General features: G+C 64.0%; 25 protein-coding genes. 7 read left to right on the forward strand and 18 right to left on the reverse strand.

From position 1 onward, the window contains the following. Positions 1–22 precede the first annotated feature (22 nt). Positions 23–721, forward strand: coding sequence for a serine O-acetyltransferase EpsC (epsC, locus tag GRI97_RS05490; RefSeq protein WP_161390079.1), 699 nt, complete (start codon positions 23–25; stop codon positions 719–721). Further along, positions 721–1,080, forward strand: coding sequence for a DUF2794 domain-containing protein (locus GRI97_RS05495; RefSeq protein WP_161390080.1), 360 nt, complete (start codon positions 721–723; stop codon positions 1,078–1,080). The genes epsC and GRI97_RS05495 overlap by 1 nt, the downstream gene beginning before the upstream one ends. A 23-nt stretch (positions 1,081–1,103) precedes the next feature. Here the strand turns inward: GRI97_RS05495 and GRI97_RS05500 are convergent, their stop codons facing one another. Both GRI97_RS05500 and GRI97_RS05505 read right to left on the reverse strand, forming a co-directional pair. Further along, complete coding sequence (locus GRI97_RS05500; protein ID WP_161390081.1) at positions 1,104–1,727, reverse strand: DUF4328 domain-containing protein; 624 nt, start codon at positions 1,725–1,727, stop codon at positions 1,104–1,106. Between the two features lie 31 nt (positions 1,728–1,758). Then, the gene (locus tag GRI97_RS05505; RefSeq protein ID WP_161390082.1) at positions 1,759–2,430 is read right to left on the reverse strand and encodes an HAD hydrolase-like protein; all 672 of its coding nucleotides are present in this window, start codon (positions 2,428–2,430) and stop codon (positions 1,759–1,761) included. Positions 2,431–2,492: 62 nt separating this feature from the next. On the opposite strand from GRI97_RS05505, the gene glmU reads away from it, so the two are divergent. From glmU to GRI97_RS05530, 5 genes are all read left to right on the forward strand, one after another. Next, a complete protein-coding gene (gene glmU, locus GRI97_RS05510) occupies positions 2,493–3,866 on the forward strand; it encodes a bifunctional UDP-N-acetylglucosamine diphosphorylase/glucosamine-1-phosphate N-acetyltransferase GlmU (RefSeq protein ID WP_161390083.1) in 1,374 nt (457 codons plus the stop codon). A 41-nt stretch (positions 3,867–3,907) separates the two neighbouring features. Next, positions 3,908–4,144 carry a ribbon-helix-helix domain-containing protein gene (locus GRI97_RS05515; protein WP_161390084.1) on the forward strand — a complete coding sequence of 79 codons (237 nt, stop codon included), beginning with the start codon at positions 3,908–3,910 and terminating at the stop codon, positions 4,142–4,144. A gap of 6 nt (positions 4,145–4,150) precedes the next feature. Continuing rightward, entirely contained in the window at positions 4,151–4,516 is a 366-nt protein-coding gene (locus GRI97_RS05520; RefSeq protein WP_161390085.1) for a type II toxin-antitoxin system VapC family toxin, read from the forward strand. A 13-nt stretch (positions 4,517–4,529) separates the two neighbouring features. Next, on the forward strand, positions 4,530–6,353 hold the full coding sequence (gene glmS, locus GRI97_RS05525; RefSeq protein WP_161390086.1) for a glutamine--fructose-6-phosphate transaminase (isomerizing): 1,824 nt from the start codon (positions 4,530–4,532) through the stop codon (positions 6,351–6,353). A gap of 234 nt (positions 6,354–6,587) precedes the next feature. After that, positions 6,588–7,202 (forward strand): response regulator transcription factor, encoded by a 615-nt coding sequence (locus GRI97_RS05530; RefSeq protein WP_161390087.1) that lies wholly within the window; start codon positions 6,588–6,590, stop codon positions 7,200–7,202. 35 nt (positions 7,203–7,237) lie between these two features. Here GRI97_RS05530 and GRI97_RS05535 read toward each other — a convergent pair whose 3' ends face one another. From GRI97_RS05535 to fliF, 16 genes are all read right to left on the reverse strand, one after another. Further along, positions 7,238–7,612 (reverse strand): flagellar protein FliS, encoded by a 375-nt coding sequence (locus GRI97_RS05535; RefSeq protein WP_161390088.1) that lies wholly within the window; start codon positions 7,610–7,612, stop codon positions 7,238–7,240. 2 nt (positions 7,613–7,614) lie between these two features. Beyond that, positions 7,615–9,045 (reverse strand): flagellar filament capping protein FliD, encoded by a 1,431-nt coding sequence (fliD, locus tag GRI97_RS05540; RefSeq protein ID WP_161390089.1) that lies wholly within the window; start codon positions 9,043–9,045, stop codon positions 7,615–7,617. A 79-nt stretch (positions 9,046–9,124) separates the two neighbouring features. Then, positions 9,125–10,252: an EscU/YscU/HrcU family type III secretion system export apparatus switch protein gene (locus GRI97_RS05545; RefSeq protein WP_161390090.1), complete on the reverse strand. Its 1,128-nt coding sequence runs from the start codon at positions 10,250–10,252 to the stop codon at positions 9,125–9,127. Beyond that, a complete protein-coding gene (gene fliR / locus GRI97_RS05550) occupies positions 10,249–11,034 on the reverse strand; it encodes a flagellar biosynthetic protein FliR (protein ID WP_161390091.1) in 786 nt (261 codons plus the stop codon). The genes GRI97_RS05545 and fliR overlap by 4 nt, the downstream gene beginning before the upstream one ends. Positions 11,035–11,056: 22 nt before the next feature. Further along, positions 11,057–11,329 (reverse strand): flagellar biosynthetic protein FliQ, encoded by a 273-nt coding sequence (locus tag GRI97_RS05555; protein WP_161390092.1) that lies wholly within the window; start codon positions 11,327–11,329, stop codon positions 11,057–11,059. Positions 11,330–11,333: 4 nt separating this feature from the next. Further along, positions 11,334–12,134: a flagellar type III secretion system pore protein FliP gene (gene fliP, locus GRI97_RS05560; protein ID WP_161390093.1), complete on the reverse strand. Its 801-nt coding sequence runs from the start codon at positions 12,132–12,134 to the stop codon at positions 11,334–11,336. Further along, a complete protein-coding gene (locus tag GRI97_RS05565) occupies positions 12,131–12,409 on the reverse strand; it encodes a flagellar biosynthetic protein FliO (protein ID WP_161390094.1) in 279 nt (92 codons plus the stop codon). The genes fliP and GRI97_RS05565 overlap by 4 nt, the downstream gene beginning before the upstream one ends. Continuing rightward, positions 12,409–12,714 carry a flagellar motor switch protein FliN gene (fliN, locus tag GRI97_RS05570; protein WP_161390095.1) on the reverse strand — a complete coding sequence of 102 codons (306 nt, stop codon included), beginning with the start codon at positions 12,712–12,714 and terminating at the stop codon, positions 12,409–12,411. Before fliN ends, GRI97_RS05565 begins: the two co-directional genes overlap by 1 nt. Before the next feature lie 2 nt (positions 12,715–12,716). Next, positions 12,717–13,631 carry a FliM/FliN family flagellar motor switch protein gene (locus GRI97_RS05575; RefSeq protein ID WP_161390096.1) on the reverse strand — a complete coding sequence of 305 codons (915 nt, stop codon included), beginning with the start codon at positions 13,629–13,631 and terminating at the stop codon, positions 12,717–12,719. Then, a complete protein-coding gene (locus tag GRI97_RS05580; protein WP_161390097.1) occupies positions 13,628–14,206 on the reverse strand; it encodes a flagellar basal body-associated FliL family protein in 579 nt (192 codons plus the stop codon). Before GRI97_RS05580 ends, GRI97_RS05575 begins: the two co-directional genes overlap by 4 nt. Before the next feature lie 38 nt (positions 14,207–14,244). Further along, positions 14,245–15,498 (reverse strand): hypothetical protein, encoded by a 1,254-nt coding sequence (locus GRI97_RS05585; RefSeq protein WP_161390098.1) that lies wholly within the window; start codon positions 15,496–15,498, stop codon positions 14,245–14,247. Positions 15,499–15,524: 26 nt separating this feature from the next. Beyond that, on the reverse strand, positions 15,525–15,971 hold the full coding sequence (locus GRI97_RS05590; RefSeq protein ID WP_161390099.1) for a hypothetical protein: 447 nt from the start codon (positions 15,969–15,971) through the stop codon (positions 15,525–15,527). A gap of 5 nt (positions 15,972–15,976) precedes the next feature. Further along, positions 15,977–17,308, reverse strand: coding sequence for a FliI/YscN family ATPase (locus tag GRI97_RS05595; RefSeq protein WP_161390100.1), 1,332 nt, complete (start codon positions 17,306–17,308; stop codon positions 15,977–15,979). Continuing rightward, a complete protein-coding gene (locus tag GRI97_RS05600; protein ID WP_161390101.1) occupies positions 17,302–17,892 on the reverse strand; it encodes a FliH/SctL family protein in 591 nt (196 codons plus the stop codon). The genes GRI97_RS05595 and GRI97_RS05600 overlap by 7 nt, the downstream gene beginning before the upstream one ends. Further along, the gene (fliG, locus tag GRI97_RS05605; protein ID WP_235917610.1) at positions 17,885–18,925 is read right to left on the reverse strand and encodes a flagellar motor switch protein FliG; all 1,041 of its coding nucleotides are present in this window, start codon (positions 18,923–18,925) and stop codon (positions 17,885–17,887) included. The genes GRI97_RS05600 and fliG overlap by 8 nt, the downstream gene beginning before the upstream one ends. Continuing rightward, a complete protein-coding gene (gene fliF / locus GRI97_RS05610; protein ID WP_161390102.1) occupies positions 18,922–20,637 on the reverse strand; it encodes a flagellar basal-body MS-ring/collar protein FliF in 1,716 nt (571 codons plus the stop codon). Before fliF ends, fliG begins: the two co-directional genes overlap by 4 nt.

Genomic DNA, 20,637 nt, shown 5'->3' on the forward strand with positions numbered 1-20,637 from the left:
TATTGAGAGAGAATTCCCCACCATGTTCGAGCGGCTGATCGCCTATCTGGATTCTGTCCGCGCACGCGACCCCGCGCCGCGGTCACGCTGGGAAATCCTGCTCTACCCGGGCGTCTGGGCGCTGGGGCTGCACCGGGTGGCCCACTGGCTGTTCAACGGAAAACTGTATTTCCTGGCGCGACTGGTGAACCATTTTTCGCGGATAATCACCGCGATCGATATCCATCCCGGCGCGCAGATCGGCCGAAATCTGTTCATCGATCATGGCTTCACCGTGATCGGGGAAACCGCCGAAATCGGCAACAATGTCACCATCTATCAATGCGTCACCCTGGGCGGGACCAATCCCACCAACGGCAAGGCGGGCAAACGCCACCCGACCCTGCGTGACAATGTGATCATCGGTTCGGGCGCACAGGTGATCGGCCCGATCGTGGTGGGCGAACGCGCGCGCGTGGGCGCCAATGCGGTGGTGACCGATGATGTGCCCGATGGTGCAACCATGATCGGGCTGAAGGCACGCAGCACGCTGGTGCCGGCGGAAACCTGGCTGCGCGAATTCATCCCCTATGGCACGCCGTGCGACGAACCCTGCGAACCGTCCGCCACCGGCGACCGGGTGCAGCAGCTGGAAGGCGAAGTGGCTGTGTTGCGGGCAGAGATAGAGGCGCTCAAAGCGCTGGCCGCGCAGCCCTTGCTGAAAAACGGTACGGACAGCTGATGCGGCAACCGCCCCCTGGTGCGGATATCATCGCCTTCCCCGGAAGGCAGGCGCCCCGGCAGGTGGGGTTTGAGCGCCTTGAACTGATGCGCATCCTGGACCTGTACGGCCGCATGGTCGCGGCCGGGCAGTGGCGCGATTACGCCATCGATTTCACCCGCGATTGCGCCATTTTTGCGGCCTTCCGCCGATCATCCGAACGGCCGCAGTTCCGGATCGAGAAACGCCCGGCGCTGCGCCAGAAACAGGGCCTGTGGGTGCTGTTCGGCGAACAGGGACAGGTGCTCAAGCGCGGCGATGAATTGGCCGGCGTGCTGGCCCCGGTGGAACGACGCCTGCTGAAGCTGGTGGATGACTGATCCGCCGTATGCCGAGGCCCTGATCAGGCGAAGACTTCGCTCAGCCCCTCGGTTCGGGATTGCCCTTCGGTGATGCGGTCGATCAATTGGATCAGGAACCAGCCGGCGACCAGATCGGAAGCGGATACCAGCAGCACCATCACGGTTGCGCCGGTGCCCAGGCTGTCGGGATCGGCCATGAATACGAAGATTCCCAAGATGCCGACAATCGCGCCGGCAACCCATCCGCTCCACCACAGGATGATGGTATTGTTGGCCGAACTGGCGTCCTGATCAATCTGCGGCACGCTGTTGCGATAGAGTTCCCGCATGGCCTGATAGGGTTTGAACAGGCAGGCGATGGGGATCAGATACCAGCCTATCACCCAGTTCGGGGTAAATTCCAGATCCGGTAGATCGGCCAGATGCAGATTGGCGTGGGCCCGGTGGATCCAGCCGGCCACGATCAGCATCGTTATCAGCATCGCAACCGAGGATACCATGCTGACCAGATCATAGGCGCTGGTGCCGATCCGCGATGCCAGATCGGTCATGAAGGCGAGATCCATGGCCATGGTCAGCACCACCACCACCAGATAGACACGCAGGGCCATCGTTGCCGATCGGGCGCGACCCACCAGTGCGTTTACGCCTTCCTGCAGTGTCATATCCGGCCCCCGTCAGTATCCGGTCACTGGATTACAGCCTTTCCAGCACCGTCACCAGTTCGTCGAAATGATCGATCAACGCATTGCCGCCCATGTCGGCGGGCGCCATGTCGTTGAAGCCGAAGCTCAGCACCACCGAAGGAACGCCGGCTGCGCGGGCGGCGCCGGTGTCGAAGCTGGAATCGCCGATCATCGCAAACCGCCCGCCGCCGCATTGGCGGATCGCTTCCTCGATCATGTCCGGCTGCGGTTTGCCGCGCCCCGGGCCCATGCTGTCACCGCCCAGGATGCAGGCGAAGCGGTCGGTCATTCCGAGTTCGTCCAGCAGCTTGCGCGCCAGCACCTCCACCTTGTTGGTGCAGACGGCCAGCTTCACTCCGCGTGCGGAAAGCGCGTCCAGAGAGGAAAGGCAGCCGTCATAGGGGCGGGTGAAATCGGCGATGTGATCGGCATAGAAGGTCAGCAGGCTGGCGAACAGCGGATCGAAATCCTCAGCGGCAATCGGGCCACCCGTACGGTCCAGCGCCCGTTCCAGCATCTTGCGCGCGCCACCGCCGATCAGATGGCGGACATCTTCGGCCGGGACGGGTGGGCGGCCCGCCAGCGACAGGGCATGATTGACCGCAACCCCGAGGTCGAGGCTGGAATCCACCAGCGTTCCATCAAGATCGAAGCCGACAATGGCGAAGGGAAAATCTGACATGGGCCGGACCTCTGCCGCAGCTGTATGGAAACAGCAATCAAATGGTGGCATGGCCCGCATCCATGAACACAACCGTCGCATCTGCCCGCCCGATCGCAGCTATCGTTCTTGCCGCCGGCAAGGGAACGCGGATGAAAAGCGACCGGCACAAGGTGTTGCACCCGGTCGCGGGGCGCCCGATGATCGAACATCTGCTGGCATCGCTGGCGGAATTGCAGCCCGCCCGCACCGTCGTGGTTGTGGGGCAGGGGCGCGATCAGCTGGAACAGCAGCTGGGGGATCGGGCGGAACTGGCGGTGCAGGATCCGCAGCTGGGCACCGGTCATGCCGTACAGCAGGCAGAAACGGCCCTGGCCGGTTTCGATGGCGACGTGCTGATTCTCTATGGCGATGTGCCCTTCGTCCGCCCGGCCACCATGCGGGCGATGCTCGATCGGCTGCATGCCGAAGATCAGCCAGCGGCCGTGGTGCTGGGCTTCGAACCGGACGATCCGCTGCAATATGGCCGCGTCGTCGCCCTGCGCGACAAGATCAGCCGCATGGTCGAATACAAGGATGCGACCGAGGATCAACGGACTTGCCGGCTGTGCAATTCCGGCCTGCTGGCGGTACCGGCAGCGCGCCTGTTCGAACTGCTCTCACGGGTCGGCAATGCCAATGCCCAGGGCGAATATTACCTGCCCGATATCGTCAACATCGCCATTGCCGATGGCGATATCTGCGCGGTCGTGACGACGGATGATGCCGATGAAGTGGCCGGCATCAATTCGCGCAGCGAACTGGCCGACGCCGAAGCCCGGTGGCAGGCTGTGCGGCGGCGTCAGGCGATGGAGGACGGGGTCACGCTCGTGGCGCCTGATACCGTGTTCTTCAGCTGGGATACCCAATTGGGCCGCGATGTGATGGTGGAACCCAATGTGGTGTTCGGCCCCGGCGTGCAGGTGGCGGACAATGTGGTGATCCATGCCTTCAGCCATGTCGAAGGGGCGCGGCTGGAAAGCGGGGTTTCCATCGGCCCCTTCGCCCGGCTGCGACCGGGTGCGGTGCTGCAGGAAGGTGCGCGGATCGGCAATTTCGTCGAAATGAAAAACGCCGTGCTCGGCCCGGGTGCCAAGGCCAACCATCTCACCTATCTGGGCGATGCGCGGGTGGGGGCAGGGGCCAATATCGGCGCGGGCACCATTACCTGCAATTACGATGGCTATTTCAAGCACGAAACCGTGATCGGTGAGCGCGCCTTCATCGGGTCCAATTCGGCGCTGATTGCGCCGGTGCGGATCGGCGCGGATGCAATCGTCGCCGCCGGCAGCGCCGTGTCGCGCGATGTGGCCGATGGCGAACTGCGCATGGTGCGGGCCGAACAGCTGGTGAAGCCGGGCTGGGCGGACAGTTTCCACGACGCGATGAAGAAAAAGAAAGCCGACCGCAAAGGCTGAATCCTTGACGCGATATCATGATATGATATCGCGATATCATCATGGCCCGAATACTTGCTGACCTGCCCGATGAGGACATCGAGAAGCTGGATGCGCTGGCGGCGCGGTCCGGCCGGTCCCGGGCGGCGGAAATCCGGGAGGCGGTGCGGCTACATCTGTTGCGCCGTTCAGGCACGGACTGGATTGCCAATGGCTGCGGATATTGGCGCGATCGGGCCGATATCGGTGATGGGGTGGCGTTTCAGAGAGCCCTGCGCAGCGGCCGGAACGGTGATTGATCGCCCATGTCCGATCCGATCTTCGACACCAATATCCTGATCGACTGGCTGATGGATATGCCCCAGGCTGAGGCGGAACTGATGCGCTATCCCCGGCATCGGATCAGCCGGGTGACCTGGGCCGAATTGCTCGCGGCCGAACCGCTGGAAACGCGCGACCGGATCGAACAATTGCTCGCCCCGTTCGAAATTCTCGAAGTCGATGGTCGGGTGGCATCGGCCGCCGCCGATATCCGCCACCGCATGGGTATCGCCATGCTCGATGCGCTGATCCTGGCGACGGCACAGGTGAATGGCGCCATTCTGGTTACACGAAATACCAAGGATTTTCCGGCACGCATGCCGGGCATCCGAATCCCCTATTTGCTCTGACAGGAACAACTTCATGTGCGGAATTATCGGTATTGTCGGCAAGGAAGAGGTTGCTGATCGCCTGGTCGATGGCCTGCGCCGAATGGAATATCGCGGCTATGACAGTGCCGGCGTCTGTACCCTGTCTGACAATCAGCTGATCCGTCGCCGCGCGCCGGGCAAGCTGGTCAATCTGGTGAAGGAACTGGCCAGCAATCCGGCACCGGGCCTGGTCGGTATCGCACACACCCGCTGGGCCACCCATGGCGCGCCCACGGCGAACAATGCCCACCCGCATGCGACCGATCAGGTGGCGCTGGTCCATAATGGCATCATTGAAAACTTTCGCCCCTTGCGCGAAACGCTGGAGGCGCGCGGCCGCCATTTTGAAAGCGAAACCGACAGCGAAGTCGTGGCCCATCTGGTGTCCGAACAGATCGAGGCTGGACTGAGCCCGCAGGACGCTGTTCGGGCGGTGTTGCCGCAATTGCGCGGTGCCTTTGCCCTGGCGATCAGCTTCCGCGAACATCCTGACATGCTGATCGGCGCTCGGTTGGGGTCGCCGCTGGTGATCGGCTATGGCGATGGGGAAACCTATCTCGGCTCCGACGCCCTGGCGCTGGCACCGCTGACGCAGCAGATCACCTATCTGGAAGAAGGCGACTGGGTGGTCATCACCCGCGAAGGCGCGCAGATCTTCGATGTGGACGGCAACCCGGCAGAGCGCGCGATCACCACATCGGGCGCTTCGGCGGCGGAAATCGAGAAGGGCAATTATCGCCACTTCATGCAGAAGGAAATTTTCGAACAGCCGACCGTGGTGGCGCAGACCCTGCGGTCTTACCTGCGCCCGGTCGAACAACAGGTGGCCCTGCCGCAGATCGATTTCGACATTTCCGCGATCGACCGCGTCACCATCGTTGCCTGCGGCACCAGCTATTACGCCGGGCTGGTGGCGAAATACTGGTTCGAACGCTTCGCCCGCGTGCCGGTGGACATCGATTATGCCAGCGAATTCCGCTATCGCGATCCCGTGTTGCAGCCGGGCGGGCTGGCGCTGTTCATTTCCCAGAGCGGTGAAACCGCCGATACGCTGGCCGCGCTGCGCCATTGCAAGGCCAATGGCCAGACCATCGCCGTGGTCGTGAACGTGCCGACCAGTTCCATGGCGCGCGAAGCCGATCTGCTGCTGCCGACCCATGCCGGGCCGGAAATCGGCGTCGCTTCCACCAAGGCCTTCACCTGCCAGCTGGCCGTGCTGGCGGCGCTTGCCGCGCATTTCGCGGTGAAGAAGGGGCAGATGTCGCGGGAAGAAGAGGCGGCCATCGTCCACCATCTGATGGAAGTGCCGGCCAGCCTTAACGAAGCGCTGTCGCATGACGCGGAAATCGCTGCCATGGCCCATCTGATCGCCCCGGCGCGCGATGTGCTGTATCTGGGGCGTGGACCGGATTATCCGCTGGCGCTGGAAGGCGCGCTGAAGCTGAAGGAAATCAGCTATATCCACGCCGAAGGCTACGCCTCGGGTGAAATGAAGCACGGCCCGATTGCCCTGATCGACGAGGCCGTGCCGGTGATTGTGCTTGCGCCGTCTGGCCCGCTGTTTGAAAAGACTGTCTCCAATATGGAGGAAGTGCGCGCGCGCGGTGGCAAGATCGTCCTGATTTCCGACGCGGAGGGGCTGGCAGAGGCGGGCGAGGGCTGCATGGCCACGATCGAAATGCCCAAGGTCCACCCGCTCATCGCGCCGCTAGTCTACGCGGTGCCGGTGCAATTGCTGGCCTATCACACAGCCTGTGTGAAGGGCACCGACGTGGATCAGCCGCGTAATCTGGCCAAGTCCGTTACGGTAGAATGATGCCGAGAATCAGACTCTGATCGTGCAGGAACAGGGCCTGCCAGTCCATGAAACAGAATATCAACTGGCCCGTTACCGGACTTTTGTGGGCAAATAGGGGGACAAAATGACTCATCCCTAGCGAGGATGGTTATTTTTTATTAAGCATAAATACCTAGTAAGCGGCGAAGGGCTATATGTGTGCCTCCGAAGGGGGCAAGCTATTCCTGGGTATATAACAGGGCTGGCAAGGGCATGGCTTCAGGGGCGCAGATTCATATTATTGACGAAGATTTCCGCCGCCGTGCCGAAATCGCCAACAGGGCGAAGTCGCAGGCCTTTCATGCGGAAATCTATGAAAGCTGCGCCGAATTCGTTCGCTATGCGCCGAAGACCGGTGTCGTGCTTGCGCATGACGATCCGGAGGTGCTCGACGGAGCCGATCTTGTTTCTGCCATCATGGGCGACGGGCGGCATTTGCCGGTGGCCCTCTATTCGGTCGATCCCACGCCGGACATGATCGTGAAGGCCATGCTTGCCGGGGCACTCAGCTATCTGCGCTGGCCGTTTACCGACGATGCCTTTGCCAAGACCTTCGCCCGCTTCACCACCGAAGGCGTGGCGCGGATGAAGCGCGAAAGTCGCTATGCCGAGGCTCGCAAGCTGGTCGAACGGCTGACCGATCGCGAACGTGCGGTGCTGATGGAAATCCTGCACAGCAATTCGAACAAGGAAGCGGGGCAAAAACTGGGCATCAGCTATCGCACGGTGGAAATCCATCGCGCCAATCTGATGCGCAAGCTGAATGCCCGATCCACCCCTGAAGCGGTCAGAATCGCGATTTACGGCGGGCTGGACGAAGATTTCTGAGGCTGGGTCGGGCTGAAATGTTGAGCCCGTCCGGTTCAGCGAACCGGATGCAGTGCGCCCGACACATCGACCAGATCCTGGCGCACGCTAGCCAGCCGTTCGGCATCGAACTGGATCACGCTGGACAGCAGGGCCTCGCGTGTGGCGCCATAGAAATGCAGCAGCACCGTTCCCATCGGGGCGTCGCGGTCAACCCCCATTTCCAGGGCGGTGATGGCGGTCAGCGCGCGCACAATGCTCTTGCTGCGGGCGGTCGGCTCCTGGCGGCTGTCGGCCATGATGGCGGATCCGAGCGACTGGATCGCCTGTTCCAGGCAGAACCGGACCAGCTCGGTCGTATCGCCCCCCTGAACGCGCGCATCCAGATGGGTGCGGCGGTAGGCTTCATAAGGGTCCGACCAGGCCAGCACCTTTAGTCGTCCGACTTGTTCCAGACGGCGATCTGCGACTGCAGGAACGACAGGGTGGACTGGGATTGGCTGATGCGGGTGTCGGCCTTGGCAAAGCGGGCCACCATCTGGGCGCGCAGGGTTTCCTGCTGTTCTGCCAGCTTGGTGGTGGCCTTCGCCAGTTCGGTCGAAAGCTTCTGATAGCGGGTGATCGATCCGCCGATGGTGCCCGGATCGCCGGTCTTGGCGGCATTGCGGGAAATCTTGTCGACCGTGGCGTAGACGCCATACAGGCCGGTGGTGAACATGGCCGAAACCGCGTCGGGGTCGCGGGACATGGTTGCCTGCAGCCGAGCCGAATCCAGCGTGAATGTGCCGTCACGCTGAACCGAAAGTCCCAGATCCGACAGGGTGCGCGGGGCGCCCGCGGCGGCATTGGGCATGATTACTTCAGTGCCGAGGCTGGCGAGCGAGCGCTTGAGCGCCCGGGCGCCGGAATCCCCGGCCAGATCGCCGGTGCTCGGATCCGTGGCGGTGTTGAGCCCGCCGATGATTTCATTCAGGGCCGTTACCAGATCCTGCATCGCATCGGCGATGGTGGCCGTGGGGCTGCTGAAAGCGACCGTGGTCGGCGATCCGGCGTTGGTGCCCTTCAGCGACAGCACCAGCCCGGGTGCGACCTGGCCGGTCACATTGGTCTTGCTGGTCATCGCCAGCCCATCCAGCATGAAGGATGCGTCGGCCGATTGTGCCAGCAGCCGGGACGCGTCGCCACCGGCAGACGGGTTCCAAGCAAAGGCGGCCAGGCCTTCCTGTCCGGCTGTCTCGGTCGCCTCGACGATGAAGCCGCTTTGCGCCCCCTCGGCGCCCTTGAACACCAGCGTTGCCCCGTCGACGGTCTGCGCGACATAGGCGGTGACGCCCGAACGCTTGGCATTGATGGCAGCGGCGACATCGGTCAGCGTGGCGCCAGCGGCAATATCGATGGTGACGGCCGCCTGGGAGGAATCTTCGGTGAAGCCGCTGCCGCTGGTCTGACCGAACCGCAGCGTCAGCGATCCGGCGCCGACGGTGGTGGTGGCATTGGCAACGGCGGGGCTGGAAAGGGTCTGCCCGCGGGCCAGGGACAGCACTTCCAGGCTGTAGCTGCCCGAACCGGTCGCACCCGCTGGGGTGCTGGCGGTGGCCACGCTCGAATTGGCGACGCTTGCCTGGCTCGACAGGTCGCCCACACGGACCCGGTCGCCCAGCGAATTGGCCAGGATCGACAGCGCGTTCTTGATTTCCGAAGCGACGGATATCTGTCGCTGGACCTTTTCGCTCTGCAGCGTCAGCCGCTCGTTTCGGAGCTGGAACTGGGCATTGGCCAGATTGGTGGCCAATGCGGTCATATCCACACCGCTGCCCGCGCCCAGCGCGGAAACGATCGACGAGGTTGCGGAGGTCGTGGTCATGCCGGTGAGAACGGCGACAGTGAGGTTTTGTTAAGGGCGTCCGGCCGCTCGCAACACCGGGTGCGGCGACCGGAGCGGATCATGAGTTGAGCTGCCCGTCGGCGTCGAAACGCAGTTCCGCCGGCACTTCTATCAGCGGAATGGCACGCCGTTCGCCGCGCTTCAGTGCCATGACGAAAGCCAGGACGGAGGCGATGGCGGAATAGAGTTCTTCGCGGATCGTCTGGTTCTCACGCGTGGTGAAATAGACCGAACGGGCGAGCTGCGGGAACTCGAGCATCGGCACATTGTATTCGCGGGCCAGTTCCTTCATCGCCTGCGCCTTGTCCCCGCGCCCCTTGGCCAGCACGATCGGTGCGCCGGCCTTGTCCGGATCATAGACCATGGCGACGGCGAAATGGGTCGGGTTGGTCAGCACGAACTGCGCCTCGCGCATGGCGTGGGCCACACCGCCGGCGGCGATTTCGCGCTGACGTTGGCGGCGGGCGGATTTCGCTTCGGGCGAACCTTCGGCTTCCTTGTTTTCGTCGCGCATTTCCTGATGGCTCATCATCAGGCGCTGGTTGCGGCGGAACCATTGCACAGGGAAATCGAGCAGGGCGATCAGGATCAGGCCACCGGCCAGCGCGAACAGCAGCGATGTGATTGCGCCCCAGCCGGCGGTCAACTGCTGCGACAGATTGCCCCGGCCCAGGCCGGCAATGGTCGACAGCCAGCTGCGGCCCCACCACAGCGCGATCGCGCCAAGGAACAGGATCTTGAGCAGGCCCTTGCCCATCTCGATCCAGCCGGTCGGGCCGAACATGCGCTTGAGCCCGGACAGCGGATTGATGCGCGATCCCTTGAACGCCAGATTGGTGCCGACCCAGCGCCCGTCGCCAGACATCAGCTGGGTCACCAGCGCGGCGATGATCACCGGCACGGCGATGGTGGCGATCGGGGGCAGGGCGACCAGCAGGCCGGTTGTCATCAGCGCACCGGGTTCGAAATCCGCCACATCGCCGCGATCAAAGATGAAGGCTTCGCGCAGCAGCGCCGAAAGCTGGCCCAGCAGCCAGGGACCGGCAATGCTCAGCCAGGCAGCACCCAGCAGGATGACCGCTGCGGTCGACAATTCGCGCGAACGCAAGACGTCGCCCTTCTTGGCGGCATCCTGTTTGCGCTTGGTGGTTGGGGCGAAGGATTTTTCGCCGGCGGACTCGCTCATCGGGCAATCACACTTTCCACCTGTTCCAGCGACAGGGCGACGACATCGCTCAGCTGATCATAGATCAGCGGCGCGGCAATGATCAGCGCGGCAAGCCCGGCCAGCACCCCGGCCGGCAGACCCAGGGCGAAGAGATTGAGCGACGGGGCCGAACGGCTGAGCACGCCCGTCACGATCTGCACCAGCAGCAGCACCAGCGTGATCGGCAGGGCGATCCGCACGGCGGTTTCGAACATCAGTCCGACAAAGGATACGACCAGCTCGAACCGTTCTGCCCCCAGCCAGGTGTCTCCCGGCGGGAAGGTCTGGTAGCTTTGCGTCAGCAGCGCGATCCAGTGGAGATGCGCGCCGATGGTCAGGAAGATCAGTGTCAGCACGATGGTGAAATACTGCCCGAAGGCGGTGGTTTGCCCGCCGCTGCCGGGATCGGATGCCATGGCCATGCTCATGCCCATGCCGCCACCAATCAGTTCAGCCGCCATCACCGGCGCAGCAAAGGCGATTTGCAGCACGAAACCCAGCGTCAGCCCGATCAGCACTTCGCCGGCCACAGCCAGCATGCCCTGGGCGGAAAACAGCACTGCCGGCGCAGTTACCGTGGGAAACCACGCGGCGACAAAGATCGCCAACGCCCCGGTAACCGAAACGCGCACGATCGGCGGCACCGACATCGCACCGAAGACCGGGGCCGCCATCAGGGCAGCACCGATACGAGTCATCAGGAAAACGACCCGCCAGAATTCCGCTTCGATGGCACCAAGACCGAAATCGAGCCCGATCACCGGCGGATGCCTCCATCGTGGATCATTGGCCGATCCTTGCGATTTCGGTGAAGATATCCTGCATGAAGTCGCCGACAAGCGCCATCATCGACGCGCCCATCAGCACCAGCACCAGCGCGATGGCGGCCAGCTTCGGCACGAAGGTAAGCGTCTGTTCGTTGACGGAGGTGGCAGCCTGGATCAGGCCGACCACTAGTCCGACGGCAAGGCCAGCCAGCAGGATCGGTGCGGCGATCAGCGCGGTGACCCACAACATCCGGTCCGCCAGGGCGAGAAGGGGGGAAAGCTCGTCCATGACCCTATCCGAAGCTCGCCACGAGGGAACCCATCAGCAAGGCCCAGCCATCGACCAGCACGAACAACAGCAGCTTGAACGGCAGCGACACCAGCATCGGTGACATCATCATCATCCCCAGCGACATCAGTACGCTGGACACCACCAGATCTATCACCAGAAACGGCAGGAACAGCATGAAGCCGATTTGAAAGGCGGTCTTCAGCTCGCTGGTCACGAAGGCCGGCAGCAGGATGGAGAAGGGAACGTCTGCCGAAGAGGCATAGCGCGGCGCATCGGCAATGTCGGTGAACATTTCCAGATCGCTCTGGCGCGTTTGCCGAATCATGAAGGCGTGAAACTGGGTCCCCGCGACGGAGATCGCGTCTTCCGCGTTCATCTGTCCGGCGGCATAGGGGGCAATCGCGGTGTCGTTCACCTGTTCCAGCGTCGGGGCCATGACGAACAGCGACAGGAACAGGGACAGGCCGATCAGCACCTGATTGGGCGGAGACTGCTGCAGACCCAGCGCCTGTCGCAGGATCGCCAGCACCACGATGATGCGGGTGAAGCTCGTCATCATCAGCACCAGCGCCGGCAGGATGGTCAGCAGACCCATGACCAGCAGCAGCTGCAGCGACATGCTCAGCGGTTCACCGCCAGCGCCGCCAAGCTGGCCGAAGGCGCGGTCGAGCGCGCCCGGGACCGCGCCGGGTGCTGCGGCCTGAAGCGCTGTTGCGGCGCTGTTTGCCGCATCCTGGGCGTAGCCAAGCGCAGGCAGGGCGCTGACCCAGAGGCCGGCAGCGATCGAAACCAGCCGCTTCATTCCTCGATGCTCCCGCTCGAACGGGCGGGGGCTTCGGCCAGACGGGTCAGACCGTTGCGCGACGTGGAAACCAGGATTTCACGGCCGTGAAATTCGATGACCGCCAGCCGCAGCGTGGGCGACAGCATGGTGCTTTCGATGATGCGCACAGATTTGGTGCCGTTCTGCGGTGCCCCCAGCTTGCCCTGCATGCGCTGGGCCAGCTTCAGGGTGCCCCAGATCATCAGGCCGATCATCGGCAGAAGAATCAGCAGTTTGACGATGTACCAGAACATCAGCCGGCAACCTCGACAGAAGATCCGCCCGCCGCAGCCCCGCTGGGCGTGGCAGTCTGGTTGGAACCGACCAGTTCCAGAATACGCAGCGCGAAGCGGCTGCCCTGGGCGATAACCTCGCCGCGGCCGATCAGCTTGCCGTTGATCAGCACGTCGAGCGGTTCATCGGTCAGCCGATCGAGCATGACCACGCTGTCCTCGCCAAGGCTCAGGACATCGCGCAACCGCATTTTGGTGCGGCCGAGTTCGACCGTCAGATGGACATCGATGTCCTGGATCAGGCCGAAGCTCTCAGCAGGGTTCATGATCAATCTTCCTTTCCGGAGAAATGTGTCTGGGTGATCTGCAGGGCGACCTGGTCGTCGACTTCGCCGACGGTGCCATGCGCAATGGTGACGTCGCCGATGCGCAGCGGGACGCTGCGGGCGAGGGCGATCGGGATGGTCATCCCCGGGGCCAGCCCCTTCAGCCGGCCGAGCGGGATATGCATGTCCACCAGCCGGGCATCGGCAAACAGTGGCAGATCGGCGAAGCGCGGATCGTCCAGCGCGGCCGCGACGCGGGGCGTGGCAACGGTGGTGCTGGGACCGCTGCGCCGCACGAGCAGGCCGTGCAGGCCGGGCTTGGTGGTGACGATGTCGATCGTCCAGGGACGGCCGGTGCGCTGGGATACTTCGAAGCTGAGCACCAGCACTTCCGCGCCATAGGCGAAGGGGGCAAGGCGGCCATAATTGGACCCGCGATCAATGGCTTCGAGCTGCAATCCACCGAGTTCTTCCGTGACCGCACCGATTACCTGCTGTTCCACTCGCTTTGCCAGCAGATCGGCCGAGGTCGGCATGGTTTCAGGCAGATCGGCGTCGCTCAGTTCGCCATTGCCGCCAAAGGCCCGATCCAGCTGCTCCAGCAGTGCGCGGGCTTCAAGCGACAGCATCAGGACATGTTCGGTCTGGCCGATGTTGTAGACGCTCAGCGCCGACAACTGGCCCAGCAGCTTGCCCAGATCGGCAGAGTCGACCGTGCGGCTGCCGGTGGAGCGGACCTCTACCCCGATCGAGCCGGTTGCGGCGACCAGGGCGGAGCTCATGCGCGTGGACAGGCGGTCGCCGAAGCGATCGAAATCCGGCGCAAGTTCGGCCGGCGCGGCAGCATGGCTGCGCATCAGCACATCGCTGTGAATGGCGGCCCGCGAAGCGACCTTGTCGAAGGTCTGGTTCATCATTGGACGATGAAAGAACGGAAGTAGACGTTGTCGACCCCGCCAAAGCCTTCCTGTTCGGTCAGCACTTCATTGATGGCAGCGGTCAGGCGCTTCTGCAGCGCCTGCTTGCCTTCGGGGGAATAGGCTTCTTCTTCAGGCGTATCGGCCAGTTCGACCAGAATGCGCGAACGGATCGCCAGTTCATGTTCGTTCATCCACATCAGCACGCGGCCATCGCGGCGGGTGGAGGCAGCCAGGCTGAGTTGCACGAGCCCGCCGGAGTTCTTGAGGTTGGACGTGAAGTCTTCGCCGAAGGTGTAATAGGCAGTGCGGAATTCATTGCCGCCGTCGCCATGGACCATCGCGACGCCTTCTTCCTTGCCCTTTCCGGCGGGGGGCGCGTAGGGGTCTTCTTCGCCCTTGCGGATCAGCTGCGGGCCGGTTTCACGTGCTTCTGCCTTGCCGCCACCGATGATGCCGGCTGCCATCAGGCCATAGGCCGTACCGCCCCCGGCACCGACCAGCACCAGGCCAACGACCAGCTTGATGACCAGCCCGTTGCCCTTCTTTGCCGGTTTGTCCTTGGTATCGCTCATTGTTCGTAAGTCCTGTCGAATATCTGGATGGGTTCGGTTCAGGCGAGAATTTCACCGGATTGCGCCGAGGGGCGTCCGGTGGTGGATGTGTGTGCGGCGGCGTTGCGGCGCGGGGCGCCATTGCGATCGTCACGGCCGGCAGTGCCCTGGCCTTCGCGGCCGGAGCCATCGGTGCGATCACCAGCCTGCGAATTGCCGCTGTGCTGGCCGGCCATGGAGGGCTGGCCCGATTGAGAGCCGGTGGCGTTGCTGCGTTCTGCGGCGACGGCCGCGACAATGGCGCGATGCGCTTCGGGATCGGTCGCGGCCAGTTGGACAGCCAGTTGCCCGTCGCGGCGCTGTTCGAAGCGGAGCGACAATTCGCCGAACTCGGCGTGGTCAATCGCGATAGCGGCTGCGGCCGGGGCGAAGGCTTCACGGGCTGCAGCCAGCCGTTCGACCACCTGCGCCAGATCATGCGGCGTCAGCGTCGCAGCCGGCTGGAACCGCACCACAGACGAAAGCTGCGTTGCAGAAGGGGTTGTCGAAGTGGCGAGGGTAGGGCTGGCAGGGGCGGCACTGGTCCGGCCCGTGGTGAAATCAACCGCGTGGTCGACCGGATCGACGGAGGCTGTTGCTTCGGCAGGGGCCACTTCCAGCATGACCGCCGGTGCTTCTGCCGGCTGCTGGCGCCCTTGCGACGCGGCCTGACCGCCGGTGCCGGTGTCTGCCTGCGGGGCATTGCCTTCGGCTTGGTTGCCCTTGGCGGCAGGGCCGGCAATCGTCGCCGCGGCGAGCGTGGCGGGGCTGGTGCTGGCAGCGGCCGCAGTATCCGTGGTCGGCTGCGCGGTACCGATGATCAACGGTGCGGCAGCGGGAACCACAGCGGGCAGCTCACCGCCGACCAGACCGGGGATAATCATGGCCAGCGCGATTTCTTCGGCCGCGTCCGGGGCGGCGGCCGGCAATTCCGCGTCCTTGCCGCCTTCCGGCAGAGCAACCGGCAAATCCTTGCCGCCTGCGGCAACCGGCAACGGCAAACCGGCGATTGCCTGTCCGGTGGTGGCCGGAATGGCAATGGTGACGACGGGGATGGCCGGGCTCGCCGGAGTTGTGGCGAGGGCAACCAGATCCGTCATCGGCAGCTCGACACTGGTTTCGTCGCCGTTAACCGTATTTGCGACGGCGTCGGCAGGCAGAAGCGATGCGAAATTGATGCTCGCGACGGCAGGATTCAGCCCTTCGGCCGCACGGTTGCGCGTGCTGTCGATAAAGGATGGAGCATTCGAGACCGATAGGGTTTGCATCATCACGCCGTTTTGCCAGGTTACCAGCAAGGCTATTCAAGATGCGTGCCAAACTTCCATTTTGCAGCGGCAGATTGTCCCGGAATGGGAAGATCGGCGCTGGCGGCGCGATCGCGCACCTCCCGGTGAACGCCGCGCCGTTCGTCTTCGGCACGCTGCCTGCGCCGTTCGGCAGAGGCGAGTTCGCTCATTTTGCCATCGGCTGTCTGGCGGGCTTCTTCCGCCTGCATTTCCGCCACCCGGCCCAGTTCACGCAGATGCGCGCCCAGCAGGCTGGCTCCGCGCAGTGCGGCGCCATCCTGCGCGCCGTCGCGAATTTCATAGAGCTGTGCCAGCGACCGCGTGCGTTCGGACAGTTTTTCCAGCTTGTGCCGCACCGCCATGGCATCGAAGGCCGCGACCGCAGCCTTGCGCTGTTCGGCGGCGCGAACCCGCTCGATCATGCGGACCCGGCGCAATCGGGCCTTATCACCGGTCATGGGATTTACCCGTCATGGCCGATCAACCTGCCCAGCATGTCGCGCGCTGCCTCCAGCGAAACGAATTCGCCCGCTTCCTGCGTCAGGAACTGCACCAGTTGCGGGTGCAGATTGATCCCGCGATCCAGCAGATGATCGACGCCGGGGCGATAGGCGCCCATCAGCACCAGATCACGATTGCTTTCGTAGCTGGAGAGCAGGGCGCGGAATTGCCGTGCGCACAGCGCCTGATCGCGCGGCACGATATCGTTCATCACGCGGCTGAGCGAGGCGCCGATATCGATGGCCGGATACTGGCCGCGCTGGGCCAGTTCGCGCGAGAGCACGATATGCCCGTCCAGAATGGATCGCGCCGTATCGACGACCGGATCGTTCTGATCGTCGCCATCGGCGAGCACGGTATAAAGCCCGGTGATCGATCCGCCGCTCTCGGCCGAATTGCCGGCCCGTTCGACCAGCTTGGTAATGGTGGACAGCGCCGAGGGCGGGTAGCCGCGCGCCGCCCCCGGTTCCCCCAGCAAAATGCCGATTTCGCGGGCGGCGTGGGCGATGCGGGTGAGGCTGTCCTGGATCAGCAGCACTTTCTGCCCGGCAGCGCGGAAATGTTCGGCCAGCGATGTCGCCAGCAGCGCGCCGCGCAAACGCAGATTGGCGGCATGATCGGCCGGCACGGCGACGACGGCGGTGCGTTTGGCCGCTTCGCCGTGCATGTAACGTTCGACGAAATCGGACACTTCGCGCGCGCGCTCACCGATCAGGCCGACGATCACGATATCAGCATCGGCCCCGCGCGCGATCATGTCGATCAGCACGGATTTGCCCACGCCCGATCCGGCCATGATCCCCACGCGCTGCCCCACCCCGAAGGTGGTGAGCGCATTGATCGCCCGAATTCCGGTATCGAAAGGTTCCTTCACGCTGGCACGATCAAGCGCGCCGGTGCGCACACCGCCTGATGGCCATTCGGCCACGGCGTGAATAGGAGGACCACCGTCGATCGGCTTGCCTTCGCCATCCACCGCGCGGCCAAGATAGGCCGGCCCCACGGGCAGCATGCCGGGCCGCCCTTCCGGGCGCACGACGGCGCCCGGGCGCAGCAGCACCATATCACCCAGCAGCATCATCATGGTGCGACCGTTGCGAAAACCGATGACCTCTGCGGTCAGTGTGTGGCCCTTGCCATCATCGATCCGGGCGAGCCCGCCGATCGGCACAGTCAGGCCGCTGACCTCGATCAGCCCGCCATCACAGGCGGTCACTCGCCCGAAGCGTCGTGGATCAAGATCCAGCGGCGAAAGGGCCATATCATCCAGCAGGTCGGAAAAATGTCTCAGCATTCGCGAAATGCTTCTGCCAGAATGCGGCGCCATTGCGATGGGCCGTCTTCTATCCCGCCATCGGGCGTTTCGATCCGCAGTCCACCGCGTTCGATACTGCTGTCGGCCACGAGTTGCAGCCCCTGGGGCAAGCGATCGCGAACCAGTGCCAGATCATCCGGGTGCAAAAGCACGCGTTTTTCATCTTGCGCACGCTGCAGCATGCCAGCGGCTTTCTCGATCCGGGCGGTCAGTCCATCCTGATCGATCGCGGCGGGCAGCAGCGTTGCTTCGCACAGGGCGATGACTGTCTGGCGCAGCATGGATTTGAGATCGGTCAGCGCCGCCTCATCCATTCTGGCAAAGGCCAGCTCGATCCGGCCGGCGGCTTCCGATCGGGCCAGGGCGGCCGCATCGGCATGCGCCTGGGTGATCGCCGCGCCTTCGGCATAGCCGCGCTCATAGGCGGCAATCGCCGGGTCGATCGGCGGTGGGACTTCGACGACAACCGGCGCCGGGCCGGGGTCCGGCTTGACGAACAGCGGAGAAAAGCGCGCTCTCCCACCAGCAGAACGGGCGAACAATTCGGGTGGGAGACTAGACATAGTCGTCGTCGCCCTTGCCCAGAACGATCGTGCCATCTTCGGCCAGGCGGCGTGCGGTGATCAGTATCTGCTTCTGCGCGGCATCGACATCCGTGCGCTTCACGCGACCACGGGCTTCGATTTCGTCGCGCAGGCCATCGGCTGCCCGGCTGGACATGGCGCGGAAGAAATATTCGCGTTCGTTTTCTTCGATGCCCTTCAGCGCATCGATCAGCAGTTCACTTTCCACTTCGCGCAGCAGCTGGCCCATCATCTGCTGATCCAGTTCAAACAGATGGTCGAACTTGAACATCTCGTTTTCCAGCTCTCTTGCGAGCAGCTTGTCGATCTTGCCGATGGCCGGCATCACGCGCCGTTCCACGGTGCGGGCCGCATTGTTGATGATGCTGGCCGCTTCGCGCACGCCGCCCATCTTCAGCGGGGCGGCACCATGGGCGCGGGAAATCTTGGCGGTCAGCGATTCTTCCAGAATGGTCAGCGCCTGCGGGGAAATAGGGCCAAGCCGGGCCACGCGGTGGACCACCGGGGCATGCAGATGATCGGGCAGGCCGGCCAGCACGGCGGCGGCCTTGACCGGATCCAACTGCACCAGCAGCACCGCGATGGCCTGCGGATGTTCGTCTTCCACCAGCGGGATCAGCACATCGGCCTCCAGCCAATGGGCCAGATCCAGCGCGCTGGTCTTGGCCGGTTCTTCCGGCGCGACGCGGCGCATCAGATTGTCGGCCTTCACCTGCCCCACGGCGCTGGTCATGATCCGGCGCACGCTGTCGACCCGGCCGTGGCTGGTAATGCCGCCCTGGGCTGCCGAACGGGCGAAAGTGGTGACCGCGCCGGTAATGGCGTCGGGGCTGACATCGCCGATCGTGCACATCCGCTCGCCCAGGATGCTCAGTTCGGCCTGGGTCAGCTGGCCCAGCAGGCCGGCAGCCTCTTCCTCACCCAGCAGCATGACCAGCACGGCGGCATGGTCGGCGCCGCTGGCGGGCATGTCGGTGAAGACGGTTGGGTCTAATGCAATGACTTCGCTCATGCCGGGGCTCCGCCTGTCTTGTTGTCTTCACCCAGCATGCGGCGCAGCGCCTGCAGGGCATCAGCCGGCTGTTCGCGCGCAATGCGCTGAGCCAGTTCGATTTGTGATGCCAGCCGATCGTTTTCGTCCCGCTCTTCGCGGGAAACCAGCGTGGATGCCGGTGACGGGCGCGGTTCGGCATGCAGATCGGTCGGGCCGTCGCGACGTTCGTCTTCGAAACGCCTTTCGCCGGCTTCGATCACCACGCCGTCTTCATCCAGCACGGCGAGTTCGGGATTGGTGGCCGCCTGGGCCTGTTGTTTGCGGGTAAAGGCCTTGATCGCCGGGCGTACCGCCAGCAACAGGACCAGCAGGACCGACAGCAGGGCCACGCCATTGCGCACCAGCATCGGGAACCAGGACGCTTCCCAGAATGGTGGTTCCGGCATTTCGGCAGGCTGGAACGCGCGCACGATCACGGCCACATTGTCGCCGCGTTGGGTATTGGCGCCGACAGCAGCCGAAATCAGCTGTTCGAATTTGCGGATATCGGCGGCACTGGCGCCCTTCAGGGCATCCTGGTTCAGCGCGACCGCAACCGACAGCCGCTTGAGCCCACCGGGGGCGGTGTTCGACACAGCCACTTCGCGGCCCAGTTCATAGGTGCGGCTGGCGCTGCTTTCACCCATTTGTGCGGGCGGCGCAGTGGCGGGGGTATTGCCCGGTGCACCCGGTACGGCCTCTGCCGACGGGGGCGGGGTGTTGGAAAGGACGCCGGGCACGCCGATCGCCGAATTGGAGGCGCTCTGCGATTCCTGCGTGGTTTCGCGGCGGACGGCCCCTTCCTTGTCATAGCTTTCCCTTGCCGAGGTCACCTCGTTCATGTCGAGCTCGACCTGGATTTCGCTGGAAAAGTTTTCCGTGCCGACCATCGGGGCCAGCAGCTGCTCCACCTGGGAACGCAGTTTGTCTTCCATCCGCGCCTGCATATCCAGACGATCGGATTCGGCACCCTTGGGCTGGGATACCAGCCGGCCGTGCTGATCGACGATGCGGACGGAATCGGCGGACAGACCCGGAACCGAGCCTGCGACGAGATTGGCGATGGCGGAAACCTGCGAATCCGACAGCTCGCGGCCCCGCGCCATGCGGACCATGACCGAGGCGGAGGGGGGCAGGTTGTCGCGCACGAAGACCGATCGTTCGGCCTTGGCCAGATGCACGCGGACTGCTTCGACGCCGTCGATTTCCATGATCGTCAGCGTCAGATCGCGTTCCTGCGCAGCGCGCAGCCGATCACCTTCCAGCGTGCGGCTGGCGCCCATGGGCAGGGAATCGAGCAGATCCTTGCCGCTCTCGGGCGCCGCCAGCGCGCCGTCCGACGCCACCAGCATGCGGGCGCGGTACAGATCGCCCTCATCCACTGTCAAAGTGCCGGTGGCATTGTCTATGGTGTAGCCGATCGATGCCTTGTCCAGCGCGGAAACGACATCGGCGCGTTCCGTATCGCTGAGCGAGGAATAGAGCACGCGCTGCGGCGCGGGGGACATCGCGGCCCAGGTCAATGCCAGCACCCCGATGCCGGCCATGCCGGCAAACCAGGGCAGGGCCTTGCGCACGGCAGGCTGGGCCGTGAATGCCTTCAGGCGATCTGACATGCTGCCGCCCGATGCCCCGCTCAAAGGATCAAGCAGAGAGGCGCGATTGGCCGATACGGGAACGAGATCGCTCAT

The organism is Croceibacterium xixiisoli, from assembly GCF_009827305.1.
GTDB classification, from domain to species: Bacteria; Pseudomonadota; Alphaproteobacteria; order Sphingomonadales; family Sphingomonadaceae; genus Croceibacterium_C; species Croceibacterium_C xixiisoli.

Coding starts and splice junctions, on each gene's coding strand:
- glmU (WP_161390083.1), top strand. CDS start 2,493: ATGAACACAACCGTCGCATCTGCCCGCCCGATCGCAGCTATCGTTCTT.
- GRI97_RS05595 (WP_161390100.1), bottom strand. CDS start 17,308: ATGCTGAGACATTTTTCCGACCTGCTGGATGATATGGCCCTTTCGCCG.
- GRI97_RS05495 (WP_161390080.1), top strand. CDS start 721: ATGCGGCAACCGCCCCCTGGTGCGGATATCATCGCCTTCCCCGGAAGG.
- GRI97_RS05520 (WP_161390085.1), top strand. CDS start 4,151: ATGTCCGATCCGATCTTCGACACCAATATCCTGATCGACTGGCTGATG.
- GRI97_RS05515 (WP_161390084.1), top strand. CDS start 3,908: ATGGCCCGAATACTTGCTGACCTGCCCGATGAGGACATCGAGAAGCTG.
- GRI97_RS05505 (WP_161390082.1), bottom strand. CDS start 2,430: ATGTCAGATTTTCCCTTCGCCATTGTCGGCTTCGATCTTGATGGAACG.
- fliN (WP_161390095.1), bottom strand. CDS start 12,714: ATGAACCCTGCTGAGAGCTTCGGCCTGATCCAGGACATCGATGTCCAT.
- GRI97_RS05545 (WP_161390090.1), bottom strand. CDS start 10,252: ATGAGCGAGTCCGCCGGCGAAAAATCCTTCGCCCCAACCACCAAGCGC.
- fliF (WP_161390102.1), bottom strand. CDS start 20,637: ATGAGCGATCTCGTTCCCGTATCGGCCAATCGCGCCTCTCTGCTTGAT.
- GRI97_RS05555 (WP_161390092.1), bottom strand. CDS start 11,329: ATGGACGAGCTTTCCCCCCTTCTCGCCCTGGCGGACCGGATGTTGTGG.
- glmS (WP_161390086.1), top strand. CDS start 4,530: ATGTGCGGAATTATCGGTATTGTCGGCAAGGAAGAGGTTGCTGATCGC.
- GRI97_RS05575 (WP_161390096.1), bottom strand. CDS start 13,631: ATGATGAACCAGACCTTCGACAAGGTCGCTTCGCGGGCCGCCATTCAC.
- fliD (WP_161390089.1), bottom strand. CDS start 9,045: ATGACCACGACCTCCGCAACCTCGTCGATCGTTTCCGCGCTGGGCGCG.
- fliP (WP_161390093.1), bottom strand. CDS start 12,134: ATGAAGCGGCTGGTTTCGATCGCTGCCGGCCTCTGGGTCAGCGCCCTG.
- GRI97_RS05565 (WP_161390094.1), bottom strand. CDS start 12,409: ATGTTCTGGTACATCGTCAAACTGCTGATTCTTCTGCCGATGATCGGC.
- GRI97_RS05530 (WP_161390087.1), top strand. CDS start 6,588: ATGGCTTCAGGGGCGCAGATTCATATTATTGACGAAGATTTCCGCCGC.
- GRI97_RS05500 (WP_161390081.1), bottom strand. CDS start 1,727: ATGACACTGCAGGAAGGCGTAAACGCACTGGTGGGTCGCGCCCGATCG.
- fliG (WP_235917610.1), bottom strand. CDS start 18,925: ATGAGCGAAGTCATTGCATTAGACCCAACCGTCTTCACCGACATGCCC.
- GRI97_RS05600 (WP_161390101.1), bottom strand. CDS start 17,892: ATGTCTAGTCTCCCACCCGAATTGTTCGCCCGTTCTGCTGGTGGGAGA.
- epsC (WP_161390079.1), top strand. CDS start 23: ATGTTCGAGCGGCTGATCGCCTATCTGGATTCTGTCCGCGCACGCGAC.
- GRI97_RS05580 (WP_161390097.1), bottom strand. CDS start 14,206: ATGAGCGATACCAAGGACAAACCGGCAAAGAAGGGCAACGGGCTGGTC.
- GRI97_RS05590 (WP_161390099.1), bottom strand. CDS start 15,971: ATGACCGGTGATAAGGCCCGATTGCGCCGGGTCCGCATGATCGAGCGG.